The sequence below is a fragment of the Desulfovibrio sp. TomC genome (assembly GCF_000801335.2).
Lineage (GTDB): Bacteria > Desulfobacterota > Desulfovibrionia > Desulfovibrionales > Desulfovibrionaceae > Solidesulfovibrio.
Map to the genome: position 1 here is coordinate 137,657 of NZ_JSEH01000011.1, position 19,929 is coordinate 157,585.

Genomic DNA, 19,929 nt, shown 5'->3' on the forward strand with positions numbered 1-19,929 from the left:
CCTGTAGCGGAGTTCGATCATGCACTACACCGGCATCAATCACCTGGCCATGGCCACGGCCGACATGGACGCCACCATCCGCTTTTGGCGGGATCTTCTGGGGATGCGTCTGGTGGCCGGTCTTGGCCGGCCCGGGTACCGGCACTATTTCCTGGAAATCTCCCCGACGGACATGCTGGCGTTTTTCGAGTGGCCCCAGGTCGAACCGATCCCGCCCAAGGACCACGGCGTCCCGGTGAAGGGCCCTCTGGCCTTTGACCACGTCTCCATCGGCGTGCGCGACCGGGACGATCTGTGGGACATCAAGGACCGCCTGGAAGCAGCCGGCTTCTGGGTGTCGGAGCTGATCGACCACGGGTTTATCTTTTCGGTCTACTCGTTTGATCCCAACAACATCGCCATTGAGTTCAGTTGTCCGGTCCCCGGGGTGGACATCAGCGGCCATCCCATCATGGCCGACCGCCACCCCTCGGCCGTGACCCGCGAGGGCTCTGAGCCCCAGCCCGGCAAATGGCCGGCCCACACGCCAACACCCTTTGCCGAACGCCGCATTTACCCCGGCGAGGGCCGGGAGCTGGTCCTGGTCGAAGACGAGTAGCCCGGTCACTCCAGCCGTTCCGGTCGGTTTTCTGGCCCGTCTGCGACCCGCCCGAAGAATCCGGCAGCGCCTGAGCGCGCCCCGGGCGCACGGCCGCCTTGCTGCTCCCCCCAAGCCGGCCCCCTGGCCGACAGGCCGGCCGCTTCCCCGGTAAACCAGCGCCGCCCTCCCCTGCCCAGTCCCGGCAAACCCAAAAGGCCCGCCTCCTCTCGGAGACGGGCCTTTGCTTGAAGCAGGTCGGCTGGCGCTATTCGGCGGCCGGGGGCGGAACCATGGACAGGTTGCCGCCTTCGACTTCGACGCGCACTTCAATGGCGATCTTCCACAACACGGTCAGCACGATGCCGCCCAGGGAGAAGATCATAAGCGAGATCATGATTTCCGGGATCGTGGGCGAGTAGACGGTAACTTCCTCAAACGGGTTGGGCGTGAACCCACCGATCAACAGGCCAAGGCCCTTGTCGATCCAGGAGGCGATGACCAGCATGATCAGGCCCGTGACCAGGGCCGGGGTCTTCTGGCGCACCGGCGTCGGAATGAGGAACAGCAGGCAGCCAAGCCCGAGGACCACGGCGGTCCACATGAAGGGCACCATCATGGTGTGGCCGTCGATGCCGTTAAACAGGTAGATCAGCGGGGCCATATGCCCGGGCATGTTGCTGTAGAACGAGGTGAACACTTCAAGCAGGAAGAAGAAGATGTTCACGCACATGGCGTAGGTGATGATGACGGCCAGGCGGTTGATGGCCTTCTGGCCCGGGTCAAACCCGGTCAGGCGACGCAAAAACAGCACCAGCAAGAGCAGGATGGCCGGACCGGAGCAGAACGCGGAGGCCAGGAACCGGGCAGCCATGATGGCTGTCAGGAAATAGTGGCGTCCGGGCAGGCCGGCGTACAGAAAGGCCGTGACGGTGTGGATCGAGAAGGCCCAGATGACCGACACGATGGCCAGGATCTTGACCCACTTGGGCGGGGTCATGTCGTTTTTGAAGTACTGGAGGCTGGTCCAGCCGACGATGATGTTCAGGAACAGATAGCCGTTTAAGACCACCATATCCCAGAACAAGACCGAGTGCGGCGTGGGGTTTAACAGCACGTTGAGCATGCGTTGCGGCTGACCAATGTCGACGACGATGAAACCCAGGCACATTACGACGGCGGCGATGGCCAGGAACTCTCCCAGGATGATCATCTTGGAGAATTCTTTGTAATGGTGGAAGTAGTAGGGCAGGACCAGCATGACGGCCGAGGCGGCCACGCCGACCAGATACGTGAACTGGGCGATGTAAAAGCCCCAGGACACGTCGCGGTTAAGCCCTGTGATCTTCATGCCGAAGGTCAACTGGTAGAGCCAGAACCCCAGCCCCAACAGCATGACCATGCCCAGGGCGGTCAGCGTGCCCCAATAACGGGGACTTCCTTTGAGTGCTTTTTCCAGCATGGCTTACCTCACAGGATGTAATACACGCTCGGCGAGGTGCCGGCGTCCGGTTTGCGGCGGATGGCGAAGTGCTCGCGCAGCACCTTGCGGATGTCGGACTGCTCGTCGGACAGGTCACCGAACACCAAGGCGCCCTCGGCCGCTTCCACGCATTTGGGCAGCTTGCCAACGGCCAGCCGCTCAGCGCAGAAGTTGCATTTTTCCACCACGCCGCGCATCCGGGTGGGGAAGTGGGGGTTGAAGTCTTTGATAAACGGACGCGGGTCCTGGAAGTTGAAGCTTCGCGCGCCAAACGGGCAGCCGGCCATGCAGTAGCGGCAGCCGATGCAGCGGTGGAAGTCCATCATGACGATGCCGTCAGGGCGCTGGAAGGTCGCCTGGGTGGGGCAGACCTTGACGCACATGGGGGTTTCGCACTGGTTGCAAAGGAGCGGGAACTGACGGTGTTCCACCTCTTCGGAGAGGTAGTGGCCGTGTTCGGTGGGGAAGGACTCCTCGTAGGAGGCTCCCCAGAACCACTTGATTTCTTTAGGCCCGGCGATGTCGGGCACGTTGTGTTCGTCGTGGCAGGCCTTGCGACAGGCGGCAATGCGTTCGGGAGTGAACTTGGCGGAATAGACCGCCATGCCCCAATGCTTGGCCTTAAGGCCCTCCTCGTAATTGCCCACAGTCGGCAAACCGGCAGCGTGGGCCGGAGCGTCGCCCAGGAAACCGAGGCGCGCAGCGCCGATTCCCATGGCCGAGACGGCTGCCAGTTTCAGGAACTCTCGTCTGCTATTTTTCATGGTATGGTCCCCTTAAATGGAGGTGTCACCGGCGCGCCGGCCTAGTGTCCGCCCGTAGCCGCCGAGGCGACTGGGGGAATGGGCGACTTCTGGTTCGGCGTCAGGTTGTGGCAATCCCAGCAATAGGGGGCCACGCCTACCGTTTCGTGGCAGCGGTCACAGAACTTGGCCTTGTCTGGGTGGCAGGACATGCACGTGTTGGTCAGGCTTTTGACGTACTTCTGGCCCTTGGCGTTGACGAAGATACGGCTGCCGTCACGCACAGCCTCGTTGCGCCATTCGTTTAAAAGCTGCATGTGTTTGTCGCGCATCTCGTTGGTGGGAAGCACGCACTCTTTCTGGTCCTTGGGCAGTTCCGGCTTGACCTCGAACTGATGCCCCATGTTGTACACCACGGGCACAAGGGCGAGGGCCAGGAAGAACAGAATGCCTGGTATGATATATTTGGCATTGTACATAGGTTATTCCTCCTCGTCCTCCATCCCCGGCAGGGGGTTTTGCCTGAGATCGGTGGTACGCTTTTTCTCGCCATCGAGAATGATGGCATTTCCCACCAACTCATGCACGCCGGAGACGCCGACACCCGGGGCCCAGTAGTCGCAAAGGGGCGGCAGGGTGGCACGGTCGATGGCGCAGATGCAGGCCAGGTTGTTGACGCCGTGACGATCGCGCACATACTTGACCGCGTTGCCCCGGGGGAGGCCGCCGCGCAGGCGCGTTTCAGTGAACTCTTCGTTGTTGAGACCCGCGCCGCCGCCGCAACAGAAGGTCTGTTCGCGGATGGTGTTCTCGGGCATCTCGTAGAACTGCCGGCAGACATTTTTCATAATGTAGCGGGGTTCTTCGAGCAGACCCATGCCTCGGGCGGGGTTGCAGGAATCGTGGAAGGTGGAAACGAAGTTGTCGTTGCGCGACGGATCGAGATTGAGCTTTTTGTTCTTGATCAGGTCGGCGGTAAACTCCGCGATGTGGAGCATCTTGGTGCCGGCGGCGGCGTCGAACTTGGTGCCGGTGATGGGGGACACCGGGGTCTCCAGGAAGTCGGCCGGGCCGTTCATGGTGGACATGTACTGGTTGATCACGCGCCACATGTGGCCGCACTCGCCGCCAAGAATCCACTTGACGCCCAGGCGTTTGGCCTCGTTGTACATCTTGCCGTTGATCTTCTTCATCATCTTGTCGGAGGTGAAGAGACCGAAGTTGCCGCCCTCGGAAGCGTAGGTGCTCCAGGTGACGTCCAGGCCCAGATGTTCAAACAGGATCAGGTAGCCCATGTAGGTGTAGATGCCCGGATCAGCAAAGATGTCGCCCGAGGGGGTGATGAAAAGGATTTCGCAACCCTTTTTGTTCACATTGGGGCGGATGCGCTTGCCGGTGATGTCCTCTATGTCGTCACAGAGGAAATCCATCATGTCCTTGTAGGCGTGGGGCTGGATGCCGAGGTGGTTGCCGGTGCGGTTGCAGTTGGCGGCCGGCTCGAGAATCCAGTTGATGTTGCAGCCCACTTCGTGGAGCAGCTCGCGGGCCATCATGGTGATTTCGGCGGTGTCGATGCCGTAGGGGCAAAACAGCGAACACCGGCGGCATTCCGTGCACTGATAGAAGTACAGGAACCATTCCTTGATGACGTCTTCTTCGAGCTTGCGGGCCCCGGCCAGCTTGCCGAGCACCTTGGCGGCGGCCGAGAACTCGCCGCGGTAGATGGAGCGCAACAGTTCGGCGCGCAGCACCGGCATGTTTTTCGGGTCGCCGCCGCCGATGAAGAAGTGGCACTTGTCCGCGCAGGCGCCGCAGCGCACGCAGATGTCCATGAAGACCTTAAACGATCTGTACTTCTTCAGGAGCGAACGGAACTTTTCCATGACGATGCGCTGCCAGTCGGGCGGCAGCTGCCAGTCGTCGTCGGTGGGGCTCCAGACGCGGGGGTTGGGCATGCCGAGATACTTGAGGATATCGGGTTTGCCCGGGTAGCTGAAATTGCCGGTTTTAAACGGCGTCTTCGTGTCCATCCACGACTTGACCGGCGTGGTGTAATTAATCTTGATGAGTTCTTCCGGTGGCGGATACTTGGCCATGATCGCTCCTCACTTCTCTCCAGAAATAGTTGATTCCGGCCTGTTAGGCCTCTTTATCCACGGGGAGTCCGGCTTCGATCATCTTCTCGCGGAATTCGTCCTCGTAGGCTTCATAGGAATGGGCCTTCACGGCGGGGTCGTTCCAGGGGTTCACCCACATGGCCCGACGGCTCATGTTGGGGCAGACCCGGGTGGGCGAGAGGAAGATGCCGCCCATGTGCATGAGCTTGGAGAAGGGAAAGTAGATGAAAAGCGCGCACACCAGGGTCAGGTGGGCGTACACCGAGGCGTCAATGGGCGTGGTGGGCAGATGCGGGTGCAACGTCACCAGACCCATGGTCAGTTCCTTGACGGCGATGACGTCGACCTTGACCACGTAGCGCATCCACACGCCGGTCAGCACGATGCCAAGGAGCAGGAACAGCGGGAAATAGTCCTGCATGAGCGTGATGTAGCGGACCTTGCCGTCGAAAACGCGACGGGCCAGGAGGAACAGCAGACCGACCAGGATCAGCGCGTCGGACTGGTACATGACCGGCAGGCCGATCTGGAGAATGGAATCCAGAAATTCGGCAATGCCCACCGGACCGGGCACCGGCATCATGAAAAAGCGCAGGTGCCGCACAAAGATGAGCAGGAAGCAGTAGTGGAAGATCAAGGCGAACAGCCACAGGGATTTCTCCGAACTGTAGCCGACCTTGGGTCCGTCCTGCTGGAGCTTCACCGACGTGTTGCGGAAAAGCGACCGGAAGCAGAGCACCTCCAGGACCATCCGCATGAACACGCCTTTCTTGTCAACCGGATTGTCCCAGGGGTTGTTTGCGATCCAGGGCAGCGATTTCTGCTGACCACCGGTGGTGGGAATGCAAAACGGAACCGGGCTTTTGGCCCAATCCACGATGCGCATGGTAAACCCCACCAGAAAAATGATGATTGCGATGTACGGGAGTGCAATCCCGAACAGCGCGCTCATCCCCATCCCCACGCCCAACCACGGGATGACGATAAGCGCCAGTACCGCGAGAAAGGAGTAAAACGCTGCCATGTACCCTCACCTCGTTAAAGGTTTCCCCATTGACGCCTACTGGTCCTCCCCTCCCTCGGCGGAGAGGTCGCAGACGAGATTGGCCCGTTTAAGGAGCCGGTCGTACTGTTTCTTGATCTGATCGATCCGAAGGGCATAAATCTTTTCCCGGCACTCGCAGTAGATGTCGAGCGAGAACAAGGCCAGTACGTCGATGGCGGATTCCAGGGCGAGAAGCTGGACGAACAGGTTGTGTTCGATGATCTTCGGCCACAAGGCTTCCCGGACCGCCTTTTTGAGCAGAAAAATGAATGCCGTCGCCTGGGACGGCGTAAAATCCTGGACAGCGCGCACCCGTACGATCTCGTCGAGGAACGGGATGAACGTGGCTGCGTCCGGCGCTTCGCCGCAGGTGGCAAGCCCCATGACAATGCCGCGCATGCCGGCCTCGAACCGGTGACGCACGGGATTGGCAAACGGATCGTCGCGTTTTTTCCACAGCACGGCCGTATTCTCGGAGTAGGTGCCGAGAATCAGGTCGAACCAGGCGTCGAGGACGACCTGCTGGTCCAGGACAAGAAAATCCACCAGTTTGAGCATGGAAATGTACCTTTCTTCACAAATGCTTAACAGGCTGGTTCCTTACCAGAAAAGCGCAAATTGTAAAGGACGGAAATCCTCGGGCCAGGACGGAAATCATCAGGGATTCCCGAGGACTTGCCGGCCGGTCGCGCATTTTGCTAGTCTTGGAAAAAAAGAGAGCCGCCATGCAGCCCACACCCGCACAATTTGATATCCTTCGCGCCGCCGCCGCGTTTTCCGCGGTGGAGCGCTACAGCGGGACCATGCCCAAACGGCAGGCCCTGCATTATGACAAGACACAATTGACGGGCCTCGAACATGCCGGATTTCTGGAGCGGGTCAAGCTCTCATTTCCCTGCGGCAAGGACGTCGAGGGCTGGCGGCTGACGGGGTTTGGGCGGCTGATCCTGGCCGACAGGGCGGCCGACGACGCCCTGGAACCAGAACATCTGCGTATTCTTTCAGACGTCTACCACTATTCCCGGCTGTCCCAGAATCGGGGCATGATGCCCAAGGAACTGGCCCGGACCTTTGACGCCGACGACGTGCGCGACCTTTTCATGCATGGCTATCTGCTGCGCATCCATCTCAAGGGAGCGGTCAAGGCCAAGGGCTGGGTGGTGTCCAACAAAGGCCTTGCCGCCCTGCGCCGGGCGACCGGTCCGGTCTTTGTCGGAGCCGGACCCCAGAAAAACTAGAACTCGCCGCGAAGACCGGATTCGCCCGGCTGGTGCGGATTCCACGACAACCGCACGTCCAGGCCCTCGCGGTCGGGCCGCTTGGTGGCCTTTATTTCCACGTCCAGCATCACCGCCGGCGTCAGCCGGATCGAGACCCGTCCGGCCGCAACGCCCAGGCTGCCGGCCCGCAATTCCCGGGCCATGGCTTCAAGCCTGTCCGCCGCCTCCCACACGCCCATCACCCCGCCCAGGCGGGCTGTCTGGATCCCCATGCGACCTCCCCGGCTGCCTGTCGGCGGCCATCATGCCCCCACCCCGGCCCAGATGACCGGCTGACGACGGGTTGGCGACAAGACGCCGACAGACTTCAGGCTTGAGGTCCGGCTGCCTGCCGGGCCAGGGCAAGCAGTCCCTCCATGGCTTCGGCCACGGCCAGCCGCTTGACGGCCAGCCGGTCGCCAGCGAACTGAAACCGCTGCACTTCGGTAAAATCCGGCCCTTCCCAGGCCATCCAGACCGTGCCCACGGGTTTTTGCGGTGTGCCGCCCGATGGGCCGGCAACACCGCTGATGGCCACGGCCACATCGGCCCGCAACACCCCGCGAGCCCCCCGGGCCATGGCCAAGACCGACTCCCGGCTCACCGCCCCCTTGGTGTCGAGGATCACCTGGGGCACGCCCAGCACATCGCGTTTGATGCCATTGGCATAGGCCACCACGCCGCCGCCAAACCAGGCCGAGGCCCCTGGCGCATCCGTCAGCACGCTGGCAAGCAAGCCCCCGGTGCACGATTCGGCGCAACCAAGCATCCATCCCCGGGCTGTGAGCGCCTCGCCCAGAGCCCCCGCCAGTTGCCGCAGGACCTCTTCCATATTGCCTCCTTGGCCATTTTGCCCCGCCTATCCGATTTTCGCCGGCCTGTCACCGGGCCTTTTCCCAGGCTTGCTTCGAGGCTTGTTGCCAAATTTGTAGAATCGAGACCGCCCACACACTCCACACCCAACCCCGGCAGCGGCCCGGAAAGACCCGGCACGAGGCGTCCAGGCTTGACGCGGCAAACGCCGGCCGCGTACAGGCATGGCCGATGGATTCTGACAAGGAGCGAGTATGCTGGATCTTAAATTCCTGCGCCAAAACCCCGAGGCAGTGGCCGCGGGCCTGGCCAGACGGCGTTTTCCCTTCGACATGGCGGCCTTTCTGGCCTTGGAAGAACGCCGGCGCGCCTTACTCACGGCAGTTGAACAGAAAAAAGGCCAGCGCAACAGCGCCTCGGCCGAAGTAGCCAAGATCAAGCGGGCCGGCGGCGACGCCGCCCATGTTCTGGCCGGACTGGGCACGCTGTCCGACGACATCAAGGCCCTGGACGAGAGCGCCAAGGCCATCGACGTCGAAGTGGCCGAGCTGCTCCTTGGCGTGCCCAACATCCCCCACGCCACCACCCCGGACGGGGCCAACGAGAACGACAATCCGACCGTGCGCGTGGTTGGCACGCCGCGTGAATTCACCGAATTCCCGCCGCGCGAACATCAGGACGTGGGGGCTGCCCTCGGGCTTGACGCCGAGCGGGCCGCCAAGCTGTCCGGCGCCCGCTTCGTGGTCCTTCGCGGCGGCCTGGCCCGGCTGGAGCGCGCCCTGGCGGCCTTCATGCTGGACCGGCACATTGCGGCCCACGGCTACACCGAGGTGGTCGTCCCCTATATCGTCTCCGACGAAAGCCTCCTCGGCACAGGCCAGCTGCCCAAATTTGCCGCCGACCTGTTCAAGATCGAAGGCGCCCCCTCCTACCTCATCCCCACGGCCGAGGTGCCGGTGACCAACCTGCACCGGGGCGAGGTGCTGCCCGAGTCGGCCCTGCCCTTGGGCTACGTCTGCCACTCCCAGTGCTTCCGCTCCGAGGCCGGGTCCTACGGCAAGGACACCAAGGGGCTCATTCGCCTGCACCAGTTCGGCAAAGTGGAACTGGTGCGCTTTGTCAATCCCGACGCCTCCTACGACGAACTGGAAAGGCTCACCAGCCATGCCGAGGCCATTTTACAGGCCCTGGAGCTGCCCTACCGGGTGGTGGCCCTGTGCGCCGGGGACATCGGTTTTTCCTCGGCCAAGACCTATGACCTGGAGGTCTGGCTGCCTGGGCAAAACAAATACCGCGAAATCTCCTCCTGCTCCAATTTCGAGGATTTCCAGGCCCGTCGCGCCGACATCCGCTTCAAGCCCGAGGGCGGCAAAAAGACGGCCTACGTGCATACGTTAAACGGCTCCGGCCTGGCCATCGGCCGCACCATGGCCGCAATTCTGGAAAACTATGTCCAGGCCGACGGCGCGGTGGCGCTGCCCAAGGTCCTCATCCCCTATATGGGCGGCCTGGAAGTTCTGGAACCGGAGGAGAAGCAGGCATGAACACCGACGAAACGCGCAAGGCCTTCTGGGCCGACGTCAAACGCGGCCTCTTGATCGGCGGCGCAGTTGGCGTCCTGGGCGGCATTTTTTTCATGGACATGCGCCGGGGCTTGGCCCTGGGACTCATCGGCGGTTTTTTTGCCGTGCTCACCCGCCGTTCCCTGGACAAGCGCCGGGGCAGATAGCCCTTCCAGGCAGCGTGAACGCGCCCGGCAGCCATAGGGTTGCCGGGCGTTTTGCGTCTGGCTGGCCCGCCGCGCCGCCCCTGGTTGGGGGCACCCTCGCCATGTACATGGCTTTGCTGCCACGCCTGTCCAGGCCGCCTCCTGCGCCGGGGCTTCGGCCGCATTGAGCACTCACCCAGGCCGCCCCAAACCCCAAACCGCCCCCGCCCGCGCCATAAAAAAAACGGCAGGCCCCTCGGCCTGCCGTCCTGTGCGTCGCAGAAAATCCCGGCAGTCTAGTTGTTGACCGCCAGGTTGAGATTCTTCGTGCCCATGGCCACGTAGATGTCGGCCAGGGCGCTTTGGTAGTCGGTCAGGGCCTGGGTCAGGTTGAACTCGGCAGTGCTGACCCGGGCCTGGGCGTCGAGGACGTCGGTGCTGGTGCCGACCTGGGCCTGATAGCGGGCCACGGCCATGCGGAAACCTTCCTTGGACGCTTCCAGGGCGGTGCGGGCCACCGAGATGCGTTTGGCCGCATCCTGAATGTTAAGATAGTAGGTCTTGACCTGATAGCCGACGTCCAGGCGCAGCTTGGCCAGATCGGCCTGCAGCTTCTTGACGTTTTCGCGGGCGGCCTGCATGCCGAAGTAGGTCGAGCCCCAGTCCCAGGCCTGCAGCGAGGCGGTGATGCCGACGGCCGTGGTTTCCGGGGTGGTCGAACCGGAATTGTCCTTGAGATCGAGGTCCAGGGTGTTGCCCTGCTTGGTGTAGGTAGCCTGGGCCTGGACCTGGGGATAGAGCGGGCTGGCCGCGATCTTGGCGCTGCGCTCGGCGATCTGCACGGACTTGACGGCCATGTACAGGTCGGGGCGCTGCTTATAGGCCAGATCGAGGCAATCCTCGATATTCATGGCAAAGGGGATGTAGGACAACTCGCCAAGATAGTTGGTCTGCTGATTGAGCGGCAGGTTGAGCAGGGAGTTGAGCTGGGCGATCTGCACCAGGACGTTGTTCTCGGCCTTGAGCAGATCCTGCTCGGCCTGGGCCAGATCGGATTCGGCCTGCAACACGTCCAGGCGAGGCTTGAGGCCGACATCGTAATAGGCCTGGGCCACTTTGTACTGGGATTCCAGGCGGGCCACGGAATCCTTGTTGCTCGAGACGTTGGCCCGGGCCTGCAGCAAGGTCAGGAAGGCCTGCTGTACGGCCTTGACCAGGGTCAGCTCGGTGTATTTGATATTGGCTTCGGCCTGCTCTTTGGTCAGCGCGGCCTTTTGGTAGGTGTTTAACAGCTTGAAGCCAGTGAAAAGCGGCTGGGTGACCTGCAACTGCAGCTGGTAGAGGTTTTGCCAGTAGCCTTCCCGGGTGGACGCCGTGCGCGTCGTGGCCAGGTTTGAACCGGTCATGGTGTTGATCAACTGGTTGCCCGGGTTCACCAGGGCGGTCGAACTGACGATCTTAGCGTCGGTGCGCTGGAAGGCGTAGCTGACGGTGCCCACCGGACCGAAGTTGGCCAGGGCCTGACGCCGGGACTCTTCCGAGCCCGACAGGGTGGCCCGGGCGGACTGCATTTGCGGGTTGGCTTCCAGGCTGCGCTGGACGCTTTGCTCCATGTCGAGGGACTGGGCTTCGCCAGACTGGGCGACCGCCTTGCCGCCGGCCTGGGCAACAGCCGGATCCGTCTGCTTTTCCTTGACAAATTCAGGCAGAGGGATCTTGTTGATCTGGTTTTCGAGGCCAGGATCAGCGGTCTGGGCAGAGGCTGCGCCGGACTGGGCGGTTCCCGAGTAGCGCTTGGCCACACGGTCCTTGTTCGTGGCCGGATCCTGGGCAAAGGCCTGTCCGACAAGAAAACCAAAAATCAAAAAGCCCGTGATGATAATCCGATAGGGCCGTTTCGCGTCTGCGGTCATGCCGTGTCCTCTCCATGTCGAGAGTTTTCCCTGAAGCAGGGCAATCTCCCGATAATACAATTGATCCGGATTGTATACTCTTGTGAACAGCCATTCACAAGCTTGGCATACACCCCATTCCAGCGCGGTAGCGTATCCGGGTTTGCCACCCTTGTCGAGTCCGCTTCGCTCTTGGTTGCATCCGGCCGCCCCCTGCCGTACAAGCCAGGGCATCAGCGCGGGAAAAAGACCGCCAAAAGGAGCTTCATGACCCTGACCAAACGGCTTGGCTTCGCCCAAACACCGCTTTTTCTCATCGACGGAAGCGCCTATATTTACCGTGGCTACCACGCCTTCCGCGACATTTCCCGGTCAGACGGCTTCCCCACCAGTGCGCTGTTTATGATTTTCCGACTCCTGTTCAAACTTCTCAAAGAGCAGGAACCGCGCCATCTGGTCTTTTTTCTCGACGGAAAGGGGCCGACCTTCCGCAGCAATATCTATGCCGCTTATAAAGCCAATCGCGAGGCCATGCCCGAACCGTTGGCCCGCCAGCTCGAACCCCTGCGCCAGGGCCTGGCCCTGCTCGGGGTGCCGGTCATCGTGCCCCAGGGAGCCGAGGCCGACGACGGCATCGCCAGTCTGGCCGCCCGGTTCAGTCCGCAGCTGCCGGTCGTCATTGTCGGTGCGGACAAAGACCTCAAACAGTGCTTAAGCGACCAGGTGGCCCTGTACGATCCGTCCGGCAAGGCCGAACGGCTGACCACCCTGGCCGATTTTACGACCGAGTGCGGCATTGCCCCCGCCTCCTGGCCCGATCTGCAAGCTCTGGTCGGCGACGCCAGCGACAATATCCCGGGCATCCCCGGCATCGGCCCCAAGACGGCGCTCGACATCCTGCGCCGCCTGCCCACCCTGGAAGCCGTCCGCCAGGGCCTCGACACCATAAAACCCACGGTGCGCAACAAGATCGAGCCGGCCTTTGAAGCCCTGTTCACCTACCGCGAGCTGACCCGTCTGCGCACCGACCTCCTGCCCGAGACCGGTCTGGCCGACACAGCCCTGGGCACCCCGGACCAGCCGGCCTTGCAGGCCTTTTTGGAGGGCTACGAACTGCGCACCCTGGCCCGGGAGGTTCCCGGCCGGCCGGCCCAGCCCCAGGCCCCGGCCCGCAAGGAACCGGCTTCCCCGGCCCAGCTCTCGCTCTTTGACGCGCCGACAGCCCCGGCCCGAAAAACGTCCGCTGCGCCCTCTGCGAAAGCCGCGAACACGCCGGACACGCCGGACCCAGGGGCACAGGCCGAGCCAAGCGCCCGACCCGTGGTTGCCCTGGACGCCCTGCCCGATCCAGCCGGCCGTACCCTGGCCCTGGTCCCCCTGGAAGGAGGCCTGAGCCTGTCTTTTGGCCCGGACGAGCATTTCCTGGATGCCGCCCCCCCGGCCCTGGCCGCCTGGCTGGGTACGGCCAAACGGGTGGCCGTGCCCTCGGTCAAGGCCATGCTGGCGGCCCACGACGCCTATGCCGCCCTGCCCCTTGCCCTGTGGTTCGACCTGGGCCTGGCCGCCTATCTGCTCAACCCCGAAAGCCGCTCGTATGGCTTTGAGCGGCTGCGCGACAGCCTTTTTTCCGACCCGGCCGTGGACGCCAGCGCCATTTCCCCGACCGACACCGGCCGGGCCGCGGCCCTGTTGGCCGACACCCTGGCCGCCCGGCTGGAAACGGCCGGCCTGACCCGGCTGGTGGCCGAGCTGGAACTGCCGCTTATTCCGGTGCTCCTGGCCATGGAGCGGGCCGGCATCGGCATCGACCGGGCCGCCTTTGCCCGCTTCGCCGAGGAGGTCGGGACGCGCCTGGCCGCCTTGGAAGCCGACATCGCCGCCAAGGCCGGCAAGCCCTTCAATCCGCGATCAAGCCAGCAGCTGGGCGAAATTTTATATACCGACCTGGGCCTCAAACCCCACGGCAAGACCCCGGGCGGCGCGGCGTCCACCTCCCAGGAAGCCCTGGAGCGGCTGGCCGGGGCGCATCCGCTGGTGGACCGGATCCTGGAATTTCGAAAGCTCGAGAAACTGCGCTCGACCTATCTCGGCCCGCTGCCGGCTGTGGCCGACCCGTCCGGGCGCATTCATACAACACTCAATAACATGGCCACGGCCACCGGCCGGCTGTCGAGCTCCAACCCCAACCTGCAAAATATCCCCATTCGCGGCGAGTTCGGCCGACGAATGCGTGACTGCTTCATCGCCGCCCCCGGCAACAGGCTGGTCGCAGCCGACTATTCCCAGATCGAACTGCGGGTGCTGGCCCATCTGTCCGGCGAGCCGGCCCTGCTCGACGCCTTTGCCCACGGGGCCGACATTCACGCCCGCACCGCCGCCCTGCTCTTTGACACGGCCGAGGCCGACATCGCCCCGGACCAACGCCGGCAGGCCAAGACCATCAATTTCGGCCTGCTCTACGGCATGGGACCGCAAAAGCTCTCCCGGGACCTCGGCATCAAACTCGATGCGGCCAAGGCCTTTATTGCCCGCTATTTCGAGCGCCTGCCCGGACTGTCCGCCTTTTACGACGGCATCGTGGAATCGGCCAAGACCCAGGGCTTTGTCACCACCCTGGCCGGGCGACGCCGGCTTTTGCCCGACATCAGTTCGGCCAACAGCCAGCTTTCTTCCCAGGCCCGGCGTCAGGCCATCAACACCGTGGTCCAGGGCGGCGCAGCCGACATCATCAAGATGGCCATGCTGGCCGCCGCCCGGGACGAGACCCTCGCCAGCCTTGGGGCGACCCTGGTGTTGCAGATTCACGATGAACTGTTGCTGGAAACCCCGGCCGATGCCGCCCAGGCCGCCGGCGAACGGCTGGCGGCCCGCATGACCGGCGTGTATCCCCTGGCTGTTCCCCTGGAAGTCGATTGGGGCATCGGCCAGACCTGGGGCGAGGCCCATTAACGGCAAAGGACTTTTCATCCGCGCCAAAGTTGCCTACCATCGGAAGGCTTCATGACCCGCTGGGTGCAGCGACACGCCGCTTGCGGCAAATGGATCGACAAGGAACAGACGGATGCCGCCAACCGGTAAATCCATTCGGGAAGATTTGGCCCGGGCCAAGGCAGCGTATGCCAAAAACGACGAACTGCGCGCCGTGCAACTCGTGGCCCTCTCTTTGCGCTCGTTTCTGTCCGTCAAACTGCCGGGCAGTGAACGGACCCCCATTGAAGGCCTGTTGCGTGAAAGCCTGGCCAACATCAGCAAGCTGCCAAGCGTCAAAAAATACGTCCCCAACGGGATTCCCTACACCAAGGGCCAGGAGCAAAAGCTGGCCGTCTTTACGGTCTCCCTGGCCAAAAAGATCGAAGCCGATCTGGCCGATGAGGGGCTCGACGCCATGCGTCAGCGCAAGCTTCGCATCGATCACGCCATCATCAAGGGAACCAAGCTGTTGGCTGACGGCAATCTCCTGGAAGCCCAACGGAATTTCCGGGCGGCTGTGGAGGAGTACGTCGATGAGAAGGGACTTTTCCCGCTGCTCGCCTCGCGGCTGATCGATGCCGGGCAGCCCAAGGCCGCCTTTGAATACCTCAAACGCGCCCTGGAAGAAGCCCCCGAAAACCCGCGGATTTACGATTTCCTGATCACAGCCGGCGCCAAGGGCGAGGATTGGGCGACGGTCGAACGGCTGCTGCTTGAGGCCAAGTCGCGTACCGGTTCCCTGCCCCTCTACGACCAGGCCCTGGCCCAGGCCGCCGCCCGGCTTGGCCATTGGGATCTGGCCCGTTCGGCCGCCACCCAGGCCCTGGCCGTCGATCCGAAACTGGAAGACGCCAAACGGGTCCTGGCCGCCGCCCACAAGCAGGCTGCAAACAGCGCGTCCGCGCCGACTGACTAAGCGCGTCCCTGAACAGTCCAACGAGTTTTTGCCAAAACGGACGGGGAAGCGGCGAAGCGGCCGGCCTCGCCCGGACCGGCGGCGGCAATCCAGACCAGGGTCAGCCCGGTTTAACGGCCGGCCAACCGGCCCAGGGCGGCGACCAAAGCCGCAGCATGTGCGGGCCAGGCCCGGGCCAACCGCGCCGCCTCGTCCTCGGGACACGGCCAGCCAAGGCCGCTGCCGGCCCGGGCCAGTTCTTCAGGGGAAAACGAGCGCAGAAACTCCAGGATGCCGCCTCGGGTTGGCGCGTCGAGCCCCAGCGCCGCCAGTCCCGAGACAAAACCCTCCACCGCCGCTGCAGCCACATCCTCGCCAGCCAGCACCAGTTCTCCCACGCCTTCCACCCGATCCAGACGCAGGCGCAGGGTCATGTTGGTGAAAAAGGCCAGGGCCGCCAGCTTGTCGGCCAATGGCCCGGCCTCGGTGAAATCCTGCCCGGCCCCGTAGCCGCGAACGGTAATGAGCCGCACGGAAACGGCCTCGCCCGTCACCTTGGCCACGAAATCCCCGGCCGCGTGGTGCCAGGGACCGATACTGGCCCCGGAGTCGGCATGGTAATAGCGGGTCAGAATATGGGCGGCCTGCCGGTAAATTTCCAGGGCGGTCCGGGCATCCAGGCTGCGTTCGCCAGCGTCGTAGTCCCAGAGCCGGACCCGGCCGGTCCCGTCCTGATGGAATTCATGATAGCCGGCAAACCAGTCTTCGAGCAAAAAGGCCAACCCGTTTGCCGCGGCAAAGGCGTAGGGACAGGGCAGAAAATCGGGCGAAAAGCGCTCCCGCAAACCGGCCAGCAGCCCGGCCTCCTGTTCCAACATGGCGGCGGCCGCCGGAGTCGCCGCCACGTTCACGCACAGCTTCGCCTCGCTCCCGCCGGCGCGCACGGTCAGGCTGGCCGGATGATACAACGCCCCGTGCTTCTCCGCCCGGATGACCAGTTCGTCGATCCCGGCCCGGTCTGCCGGACAACCGGCGGCCATGGCCGCCGCAAGCAGCGCCGCGTTGGCCTGGCCGCCGGCAAAGGCCTCCAACCCGGCGAAATAGGCTGCGTAGGTCAGGCCGTCGCCGCCCTCTACCGCAACCGCTCCAAGTTCGGGCCGATAGTCCAGCCAGCCTTGCGGCGAGGCAATCTGACGGGTGATGATCATTGGTTACTCCTTGTCGGCGAGGGACCGGGGCGAAACCGGCGGCAACGTCGTGGGGCGTGCAGTCTGAAGCAGACCCGGAAAGTTCGCGCCAAACCGCGCTTCGGCCGCGCCCCAAGCCTTGGATGCCCTAAACCCTGTCCGTCCGCAGGGTTCCAAAAAAATGCGCCGGAAGATTACCCCTTGGCCGCGCAACGGGCCAGGGCGGCAGCCACGAAATGATCGGCCCAATGGGGCGCGCCGTCGGCATGGATGTGGGTGTAGGCGGCAAAGGTGTTGGCCGTGACCAGGCCATCCAGGCCATCAAGCATTCCCACCCCCCGCTCCATGGCCAAGGCGAAGGACTCGGCCCCGGGCAGGCCCGGCCCCCCGCTGCCAGCGCAGGCTCCAAGCGCCGCCTGGCATTTGGAATAATGGAATTCATGGCCGCGAAGGACCGTTCCGACGGGATGGTAGGGATTTTCCCGCACCACCCGGGCCACGCTGTAGCCCAGACCCTGGGGCCGGGCGCACAGGGTCGTCGTGACCGGAAAGACGCCGGCCATGGGGTAGACCGTGCCCGCGACGTCGAGCCCCTGGCACAGGTACATGAATCCGCCGCACTCGGCATAGATCGGCAGCCCGTCGGCGGACAGATCCCGCACCCGGTTGCGCACAACGGCATTGGCGGCCAGGGCCTCGACCTGGGTTTCCGGGAAACCGCCGCCCAGATAGAGGCCGTCAAGCTCGGGCCAGGGCGCAGCATCCAGGATGCTCACGTTGACCAGCCGGGCTCCGGCCCGTTCCAGGGCTTCAAGGTTTTCCGGATAATAAAACCACAGGGCGGCGTCGCGCACCACGCCGATGACCGGCCGGGTTCCGTCGCCCCGGGGGGCCGGCCACGCCGGAGGGGCGGCCTCGGCCAGGGCTGGCGCGGACCGGGCAATGGCCAGCAGGCGATCAAGGTCGACATTGTCCCGGATGATGGCGGCAATGCCATCCAAAATGGGGTCCACGGCGTCCTGCTCGCGGTTGGACACCAGACCCATGTGGCGCTCGGGAATGGGATTGACGGCAATTTTCGGCAGCAGGCCGAGCACCGGCACGCCGGCCAGGGTTTCGATGGCCTCGCGCAGGATGTCGCGGTGGCGCGGACCGGCCGTACGGTTAAGGACCACGCCGGCCAGGTTGAGGCCTGGTTCGAAGCCGGCCACGCCGGCCACGATGGCGGCAGCGGTGCGGGTCATTTTGGTGGCGTCGAGGATGAGCACCACCGGGGCGGTGAGTGACCGGGCCAGGGCAGCGGTGGAGCAGGAACCGGCCACGTCCATGCCGTCAAAGATGCCCCGGTTGCCTTCGATGATGCTGATGTCGCCGCCGGCGGATTTTTCGAGAAAAAGGGAGGGAATGCGCTCGGGGGGCAATAAGAAAGGGTCCAGATTGGTGGCGTCGTGGCCGGCGGCAAGGCCGAGCCAAGCGGCGTCGATGTAATCCGGACCCTTTTTAAAAGGGCGGACTCGCAGACCCGCAGTGGCCAAAGCCCGGCAGATGCCGAGGGAGAGGATGGTTTTTCCGGCCCCCCCGGAGAGTCCGGCCAGGACCAGACGCGGGCGATCGTTCACGGCGCGTTTCTTTAGGCACACCTTGCGGCGCGTCGGAGAGTTCGGGTTTCACGAGCAGGTTCTGCCCCGGCCAGGAGGGCGCCGTGGGAACGGTTCCGTTCGAGGCGTGCCGCCAAAGCCGAAAGATCCGACTCGCAAAACGCTTCGCACCGCTTCGGGCTAATCTTCCTCGGCCTTCTGCTTGCCGGCGCCGGTCATGCCGTACATGGTCGTGGAGCCGCTGGACCAGAATTCCAGCTTGCCTTCGTTGACCAGCTCGGTGAGGACCTTTTTGACTTCGCGCTGCTTTTTGTCCGGGAAGATTTTGCAGAAATCGCTGAAGTAGAACTTGGACTTGCCAGTTTTCCCCGTAAGGAATTCGAGAACTTGCTCTTTCTCGGAAGGCATACCGTCCCCTCTTTGTTTGATCCGGGCGGGGATCGCTCCCCGCCCGGAAGTGGTTAGTTAAGCCTCGATGTGCTTGGTGAACTTGAACTGGGTGCTCTGGCGCCACGTGTAGTAGGCCGGATCACGGAAGTCATCGATGCAGTGGTGGGTGAATTCCAGATCGCACAGCTCGAAGAACTTCTCCCAGCCAATGCGCTCGGCCCACTCGCCCAGGCGCTCGTACTTGCGAGCTTCCTTGGCGTACACTTCAACGATCTGCTTGACCATCTTGGTCAGCGTCGGCCAACGGGGCGGCTCGTTGGGGATAAAGGCCACAACGACCTTGGAGAACTTGGGCATGGAGATGCGGTTGGACACCTTGCCGCCGACCATGAGCACGATGCCGTCGCCCTCGCCGGAGGCGAGCGGCATGGCCGGGCACATGGTGTAGCAGTTGCCGCAGTACATGCAGCGCGAGGCGTTGACAGCCACGGAGTTGACCTTCTTGCCGTCGATCTCGACCTTGGCCGGCTTGATGGCGCCGGTGGGGCAAGCGGAGATGGCCAGGGGCACTTCGCAGATGTTGTCCAGACGGTCATGCTCGACGATCGGGGGCTTGCGGTGGATACCGACGATGCCGATGTCGGAGCAGTGAACCGCGCCGCACATGTTGAGGCAGCAGGCCAGCGAGATGCGGACCATGGCCGGCAGGGTCATGGACTGGAAGTACTCGAACATGTCGTCCATGACGGCTTTGACCGGGCCGGAGGCGTCGGTGGCCGGGGTGTGGCAGTGGACATACCCCTGGGTGTGGACGATGTTGGAGACGCAGGCGCCGGTGCCGCCGATGGGGAACTTGAAGCTTCCGCCGGCGAACTTGCGCGAGGCCAGGTCGGCGGTCAAGGCGTCAAGGGCAGCCTCGGTCTCGACCATGAACTCGATGTTGTTGCGGGTGGTGAAGCGCAGGTGGCCGCCGCAATGCTTCTCGGCGATCTCGCAGATCTCGCGGATGTGCGTGACGCTCATGAGGCGGGCGCCGCCGACGCGCACGGTGTAGACCACGTCGCCGGACAGGCCGACGTGCTTGAGCACGCCGGGTTTGACGATCTCGTGGTAGTCCCACGCGCCTTTGTTTTTCTTGATGACCGGCGGATAGAACTCCTCGAAATTACGAGGACCGATATCCGTGATCCGGTTTTCCATGGGCTTGTCGGGATTGTATCCGGAAGAGATGAATGCCATTTCTTATGTCCCC

General features: G+C 63.4%; 19 protein-coding genes. 6 read left to right on the top strand and 13 right to left on the bottom strand.

Annotation, left to right across the window (positions count from 1 at the left end; all coding sequences use genetic code 11):
• The first annotated feature begins 19 nt into the window (after positions 1-19).
• Positions 20-598 (top strand): VOC family protein, encoded by a 579-nt coding sequence (locus NY78_RS12445; RefSeq protein ID WP_043636352.1) that lies wholly within the window; start codon positions 20-22, stop codon positions 596-598.
• A gap of 247 nt (positions 599-845) precedes the next feature.
• On the opposite strand, the gene dsrP is transcribed toward NY78_RS12445, so the two are convergent.
• Genes dsrP through NY78_RS12475 form a run of 6 tightly spaced genes read right to left on the bottom strand, consistent with a single transcriptional unit; the run spans position 846 to position 6,523 of the window.
• The gene (dsrP, locus tag NY78_RS12450) at positions 846-2,039 is read right to left on the bottom strand and encodes a sulfate reduction electron transfer complex DsrMKJOP subunit DsrP (protein WP_043636355.1); all 1,194 of its coding nucleotides are present in this window, start codon (positions 2,037-2,039) and stop codon (positions 846-848) included.
• Positions 2,040-2,047: 8 nt separating this feature from the next.
• Positions 2,048-2,824 carry a sulfate reduction electron transfer complex DsrMKJOP subunit DsrO gene (gene dsrO, locus NY78_RS12455; RefSeq protein ID WP_043636358.1) on the bottom strand — a complete coding sequence of 259 codons (777 nt, stop codon included), beginning with the start codon at positions 2,822-2,824 and terminating at the stop codon, positions 2,048-2,050.
• 41 nt (positions 2,825-2,865) lie between these two features.
• A complete protein-coding gene (gene dsrJ / locus NY78_RS12460; RefSeq protein ID WP_043636361.1) occupies positions 2,866-3,282 on the bottom strand; it encodes a sulfate reduction electron transfer complex DsrMKJOP subunit DsrJ in 417 nt (138 codons plus the stop codon).
• Positions 3,283-3,285: 3 nt separating this feature from the next.
• Positions 3,286-4,899 carry a sulfate reduction electron transfer complex DsrMKJOP subunit DsrK gene (gene dsrK, locus NY78_RS12465; protein WP_043636364.1) on the bottom strand — a complete coding sequence of 538 codons (1,614 nt, stop codon included), beginning with the start codon at positions 4,897-4,899 and terminating at the stop codon, positions 3,286-3,288.
• Between the two features lie 43 nt (positions 4,900-4,942).
• Positions 4,943-5,944 carry a sulfate reduction electron transfer complex DsrMKJOP subunit DsrM gene (gene dsrM, locus NY78_RS12470; protein WP_043636366.1) on the bottom strand — a complete coding sequence of 334 codons (1,002 nt, stop codon included), beginning with the start codon at positions 5,942-5,944 and terminating at the stop codon, positions 4,943-4,945.
• 36 nt (positions 5,945-5,980) lie between these two features.
• Complete coding sequence (locus NY78_RS12475; protein ID WP_043636369.1) at positions 5,981-6,523, bottom strand: RsbRD N-terminal domain-containing protein; 543 nt, start codon at positions 6,521-6,523, stop codon at positions 5,981-5,983.
• A gap of 167 nt (positions 6,524-6,690) precedes the next feature.
• On the opposite strand from NY78_RS12475, the gene NY78_RS12480 reads away from it, so the two are divergent.
• On the top strand, positions 6,691-7,203 hold the full coding sequence (locus NY78_RS12480) for a hypothetical protein (protein WP_047960173.1): 513 nt from the start codon (positions 6,691-6,693) through the stop codon (positions 7,201-7,203).
• On the opposite strand, the gene NY78_RS12485 is transcribed toward NY78_RS12480, so the two are convergent.
• Complete coding sequence (locus tag NY78_RS12485; protein WP_043636372.1) at positions 7,200-7,457, bottom strand: amphi-Trp domain-containing protein; 258 nt, start codon at positions 7,455-7,457, stop codon at positions 7,200-7,202. The two genes, NY78_RS12480 and NY78_RS12485, sit on opposite strands and share 4 nt — an antisense overlap.
• Positions 7,458-7,552: 95 nt before the next feature.
• Positions 7,553-8,056 carry a CinA family protein gene (locus tag NY78_RS12490; RefSeq protein ID WP_043636375.1) on the bottom strand — a complete coding sequence of 168 codons (504 nt, stop codon included), beginning with the start codon at positions 8,054-8,056 and terminating at the stop codon, positions 7,553-7,555.
• 235 nt (positions 8,057-8,291) lie between these two features.
• Between NY78_RS12490 and serS the strand changes: the two genes are divergently transcribed.
• Positions 8,292-9,581: a serine--tRNA ligase gene (gene serS, locus NY78_RS12495; RefSeq protein WP_043636378.1), complete on the top strand. Its 1,290-nt coding sequence runs from the start codon at positions 8,292-8,294 to the stop codon at positions 9,579-9,581.
• Complete coding sequence (locus tag NY78_RS12500) at positions 9,578-9,766, top strand: hypothetical protein (protein ID WP_043636381.1); 189 nt, start codon at positions 9,578-9,580, stop codon at positions 9,764-9,766. Before serS ends, NY78_RS12500 begins: the two co-directional genes overlap by 4 nt.
• Before the next feature lie 275 nt (positions 9,767-10,041).
• Here NY78_RS12500 and NY78_RS12505 read toward each other — a convergent pair whose 3' ends face one another.
• The gene (locus NY78_RS12505) at positions 10,042-11,658 is read right to left on the bottom strand and encodes a TolC family protein (protein WP_043636383.1); all 1,617 of its coding nucleotides are present in this window, start codon (positions 11,656-11,658) and stop codon (positions 10,042-10,044) included.
• 246 nt (positions 11,659-11,904) lie between these two features.
• On the opposite strand from NY78_RS12505, the gene polA reads away from it, so the two are divergent.
• A complete protein-coding gene (gene polA / locus NY78_RS12510; RefSeq protein WP_043636386.1) occupies positions 11,905-14,586 on the top strand; it encodes a DNA polymerase I in 2,682 nt (893 codons plus the stop codon).
• Between the two features lie 112 nt (positions 14,587-14,698).
• The gene (locus NY78_RS12515; RefSeq protein ID WP_043636389.1) at positions 14,699-15,523 is read left to right on the top strand and encodes a tetratricopeptide repeat protein; all 825 of its coding nucleotides are present in this window, start codon (positions 14,699-14,701) and stop codon (positions 15,521-15,523) included.
• 110 nt (positions 15,524-15,633) lie between these two features.
• Here NY78_RS12515 and NY78_RS12520 read toward each other — a convergent pair whose 3' ends face one another.
• The 4 genes from NY78_RS12520 to dsrB all read right to left on the bottom strand — a co-directional run bounded on the left by NY78_RS12520 (position 15,634) and on the right by dsrB (position 19,916).
• On the bottom strand, positions 15,634-16,710 hold the full coding sequence (locus NY78_RS12520; RefSeq protein WP_043636391.1) for a hypothetical protein: 1,077 nt from the start codon (positions 16,708-16,710) through the stop codon (positions 15,634-15,636).
• A 173-nt stretch (positions 16,711-16,883) separates the two neighbouring features.
• Entirely contained in the window at positions 16,884-18,308 is a 1,425-nt protein-coding gene (locus NY78_RS12525) for a cobyrinate a,c-diamide synthase (RefSeq protein WP_047960174.1), read from the bottom strand.
• 159 nt (positions 18,309-18,467) lie between these two features.
• A complete protein-coding gene (locus NY78_RS25505) occupies positions 18,468-18,695 on the bottom strand; it encodes a dissimilatory sulfite reductase D family protein (protein WP_043636396.1) in 228 nt (75 codons plus the stop codon).
• Between the two features lie 57 nt (positions 18,696-18,752).
• Positions 18,753-19,916, bottom strand: coding sequence for a dissimilatory-type sulfite reductase subunit beta (dsrB, locus tag NY78_RS12535; protein WP_043636397.1), 1,164 nt, complete (start codon positions 19,914-19,916; stop codon positions 18,753-18,755).
• Positions 19,917-19,929 lie beyond the last annotated feature (13 nt).

Bases quoted from the DNA above. Each gene is read 5' to 3' on its own strand.
- NY78_RS12515 (WP_043636389.1), top strand. From the start codon at position 14,699: ATGCCGCCAACCGGTAAATCCATTCGGGAAGATTTGGCCCGGGCCAAG.
- dsrB (WP_043636397.1), bottom strand. From the start codon at position 19,916: ATGGCATTCATCTCTTCCGGATACAATCCCGACAAGCCCATGGAAAAC.
- NY78_RS12520 (WP_043636391.1), bottom strand. From the start codon at position 16,710: ATGATCATCACCCGTCAGATTGCCTCGCCGCAAGGCTGGCTGGACTAT.
- NY78_RS25505 (WP_043636396.1), bottom strand. From the start codon at position 18,695: ATGCCTTCCGAGAAAGAGCAAGTTCTCGAATTCCTTACGGGGAAAACT.
- dsrK (WP_043636364.1), bottom strand. From the start codon at position 4,899: ATGGCCAAGTATCCGCCACCGGAAGAACTCATCAAGATTAATTACACC.
- NY78_RS12505 (WP_043636383.1), bottom strand. From the start codon at position 11,658: ATGACCGCAGACGCGAAACGGCCCTATCGGATTATCATCACGGGCTTT.
- NY78_RS12445 (WP_043636352.1), top strand. From the start codon at position 20: ATGCACTACACCGGCATCAATCACCTGGCCATGGCCACGGCCGACATG.
- NY78_RS12485 (WP_043636372.1), bottom strand. From the start codon at position 7,457: ATGGGGATCCAGACAGCCCGCCTGGGCGGGGTGATGGGCGTGTGGGAG.
- polA (WP_043636386.1), top strand. From the start codon at position 11,905: ATGACCCTGACCAAACGGCTTGGCTTCGCCCAAACACCGCTTTTTCTC.
- serS (WP_043636378.1), top strand. From the start codon at position 8,292: ATGCTGGATCTTAAATTCCTGCGCCAAAACCCCGAGGCAGTGGCCGCG.
- dsrJ (WP_043636361.1), bottom strand. From the start codon at position 3,282: ATGTACAATGCCAAATATATCATACCAGGCATTCTGTTCTTCCTGGCC.
- NY78_RS12480 (WP_047960173.1), top strand. From the start codon at position 6,691: ATGCAGCCCACACCCGCACAATTTGATATCCTTCGCGCCGCCGCCGCG.
- dsrP (WP_043636355.1), bottom strand. From the start codon at position 2,039: ATGCTGGAAAAAGCACTCAAAGGAAGTCCCCGTTATTGGGGCACGCTG.
- NY78_RS12500 (WP_043636381.1), top strand. From the start codon at position 9,578: ATGAACACCGACGAAACGCGCAAGGCCTTCTGGGCCGACGTCAAACGC.
- NY78_RS12475 (WP_043636369.1), bottom strand. From the start codon at position 6,523: ATGCTCAAACTGGTGGATTTTCTTGTCCTGGACCAGCAGGTCGTCCTC.
- dsrM (WP_043636366.1), bottom strand. From the start codon at position 5,944: ATGGCAGCGTTTTACTCCTTTCTCGCGGTACTGGCGCTTATCGTCATC.
- dsrO (WP_043636358.1), bottom strand. From the start codon at position 2,824: ATGAAAAATAGCAGACGAGAGTTCCTGAAACTGGCAGCCGTCTCGGCC.
- NY78_RS12490 (WP_043636375.1), bottom strand. From the start codon at position 8,056: ATGGAAGAGGTCCTGCGGCAACTGGCGGGGGCTCTGGGCGAGGCGCTC.